Here is a 2875-nt window from a genome sequence, read left to right on the forward strand (position 1 = left end):
ATGCCTTCGAACCCGTCTCGCGAGTCGCTGGATCTCGGCGATGCCAACATCGCGCGGCACTTGGCGGCGATGGCGGCGCAACAACCGAACACCCCGGCGTTAAAAATTCCCCGCGGACGCACGGCGGACGGGCGCATCGATTACCTGACGCTGACCTTCGCCGAACTCGCAGCAGAGGCAGGCGCGTGGCGGGCAAGGCTGGCGGGTCGCGGTGTGCGTGGCGGGGACCGGGTGTTGATCATGGTGCGGCCGGGCTTGCCGCTGATTGCGGGCGCGTTCGCGACGTTTCAGTTAGGTGCGGTGCCGGTGATTATCGATCCTGGCATGGGGCTGAAAAGTTTTCTGGCGTGCGTCGCGCGTTCGCGGCCGAGGATCTTGCTCGGCATCGGTTTTGCGCAGGGCGTAAGCCACGTGTTTCGGCGGGCGTTTCGGTCGGTTGAGGTCCGTATTTCGGTGAGCGGACAACTCACGGCGCGTTGCGAACCGCCGGGCGGCGCCCCGCCGCCACCCCGGCGAAGTGGCGCGGCTGAACTCGCAGCCATTTTGTTTACCTCTGGTTCGACGGGCGGTCCCAAGGGTGTGTGTTACGAACACGGGATGTTCGATGCCCAAGTGCGCATCATCCGTGAGGCTTACGGGATCCGTCCCGGTGAAATCGACCTGCCGCTGCTGCCGATTTTTGCGCTGTTCAATCCGGCGTTGGGTATGACGACGGTGGTGCCGGAACTCGATCCGCGCCGCCCGGCGACCCTCGATCCGGCCAAAATCGTGCAGGCCATCCGTCAGGAAAATGTCACGACATCGTTCGGTTCGCCGACGCTCTGGCGGAAGATCGGTGACCATTGCCGGGCGGAAGGCATCACGTTGCCGACGTTGCGCCGGGTTTTATGCGCGGGTGCGCCCGTGCCGGCGGCGCTTTGGGCGGGCGCGAGGGAGTGGCTGGTGGAGGGCGAGTTGCATAGTCCTTATGGAGCAACCGAGGCGTTGCCGGTGAGCAGCGTCTCGCGTCGAGAAATTGATGTCGGCGGCACCCGCGGCGCGTGCGTGGGCCGTCCGGTAAAGGATGCGGAGGTGCGCATCATCGCGGTAGTGGACGGAGTGATTTCATCGTGGGCGCACGTGCGTGAACGCGAGGTCGGGCAGATTGGCGAAATCGTTGTCCGCGGCCCCATGGTGACAAAGCGTTACGATGCTTTGCCCGAGGCGACGGCGCAGGCTAAGATTCCCGATGGCGTGGAGGTTTGGCACCGGTTGGGCGATTGTGGGTATCGCGACGAGGAAGGGCGGCTGTGGTTCTGCGGGCGGAAGGTGGAACGCGTAGATACCGGCGAGGCCGTGCTTTACACGGAGCCCGTGGAGCAGGTTTTTCGGCGGCATGCGAGGGTGGGGCGTTGTGCGCTGGTGGGTTTGGGCCAGCGCGGAACGCAGGTGCCGGCATTGGTGGTGGAGTCCGATGTTCGCACGCGCGACGCACGCCGTTTGGCGGAGGAATTGCGCGAACTCGGCCGGGCGCACGAAGCGACGAAGAGCATCCGGCTTTTCTACTTTCGGCGCGCGTTCCCGGTGGACGTGCGGCACAATGCCAAGATCCACCGCTTGACGCTCGCGGCGTGGGCCGCGCGGGAAAGGGCAATTGAAGTCGCCTGATTCCAGTTTGCTCGGCCCGGCGCTCGTGACGGGAGGCACGGGATTTCTTGGGAGCCACGTCGTCGAAAAGCTCCTGGATCAGGGCCGGTCGGTGACCGTTTTGGCCCGTAACCCTGCGCCGACTTGGGAAGCGAGGGGGGTGCGTTTTGTGCGCGCCGCGTTGGAGGATTCGGCGGCGGTCGCGGAGGCCTGTGCGGGAATGGCCACGGTGTTTCACGTGGCGGCAAAAGTCGGAGTGTGGGGACGTTACGGGGATTTCTATCGCGCCAATGTGCTGGGCACCCGCGCGATCATCGAAGGCTGCCGCCGACATGCCGTCCCGCGTTTGGTCTATACGAGCACGCCGAGTGTAGTTTACACCGGCTCCGATCTGGCAGGAGTGGATGAATCCCTCCCGCTGACGACCTCGTGCCCGAGCCCTTATCCGTTGACCAAGGCGATGGCGGAGCGCGAGGTGCTGGCGGCCAACAGTGCGACGCTTCGCACGGTGGCGTTGCGGCCCCATTTGATCTGGGGTGCGGGCGATCCGCACCTGGTGCCGAGACTGCTCGCTCGCGCGCGGGCGGGCCGCTTGCGCATTATCGGAGCCGGACGGAATCGCGTTGATCTAGTGCACGTGCAAAACGCGTCAGTCGCGCACCTTTTGGCGGAGACCGCGCTGAGCCGGGCGCCTTCGCCGGCCGCCGGTCGCGCCTATTTCATTACCAACGACGACCCGGTCCTCCTGTGGGAATGGATCAATCAGCTGCTTTCGCGAATGGGGCTGGCGGAAGTGAAAAAGCGCGTCCCGCTTCCAATCGCCAGTGCCGCGGGAGCCGTGGCGGAAGAGGTGTGGCGGGGATTGGCCCTTCAGGGTGAACCGCCGCTCACCCGATTCGTGGCGGCGGAACTCGCCAAAGATCACTGGTTTAATGTGACAGCGGCGAAGCGCGATTTGCTCTTTCACCCCGCTGTGTCGATGTCCGCGGGAATGGAATCGTTGGTGGAGAGCCTGCGCGCCTGACGGCGACCGGACCGGAAGCTTATTCGCGCATAAGTTGCGATACGTCAGGGTGCATCAGGGTTTACCCCTGTCTGGAGTAAGAAAGTTATTGATAAGATATTCCCAATGCGGTGCCTTTCCCCACCGAATTTGAGCCGTCGCCGTCCAGTTCCCGCGCGTCAGGTTTCCGTTTCTGCGTTTCAAATCGAAGCGTTGGAAACGCGGCTTTTGTTATCGGCCACTCCC

General features: G+C 64.1%; 2 protein-coding genes. Both read left to right on the forward strand.

Features of this window, described 5'->3' with window-relative positions; translation table 11 throughout:
* Complete coding sequence (locus K0B96_RS17285) at positions 1–1647, forward strand: fatty acid CoA ligase family protein (protein ID WP_220162343.1); 1647 nt, start codon at positions 1–3, stop codon at positions 1645–1647.
* Positions 1634–2650: an NAD-dependent epimerase/dehydratase family protein gene (locus K0B96_RS17290; protein WP_220162345.1), complete on the forward strand. Its 1017-nt coding sequence runs from the start codon at positions 1634–1636 to the stop codon at positions 2648–2650. The genes K0B96_RS17285 and K0B96_RS17290 overlap by 14 nt, the downstream gene beginning before the upstream one ends.
* Positions 2651–2875 lie beyond the last annotated feature (225 nt).

This window comes from Horticoccus luteus (assembly GCF_019464535.1).
GTDB lineage: Bacteria > Verrucomicrobiota > Verrucomicrobiia > Opitutales > Opitutaceae > Horticoccus > Horticoccus luteus.

What these genes read in the sequence shown, in the direction of transcription:
- K0B96_RS17285 (WP_220162343.1), top strand. Translation starts at nt 1, where the DNA reads ATGCCTTCGAACCCGTCTCGCGAGTCGCTGGATCTCGGCGATGCCAAC.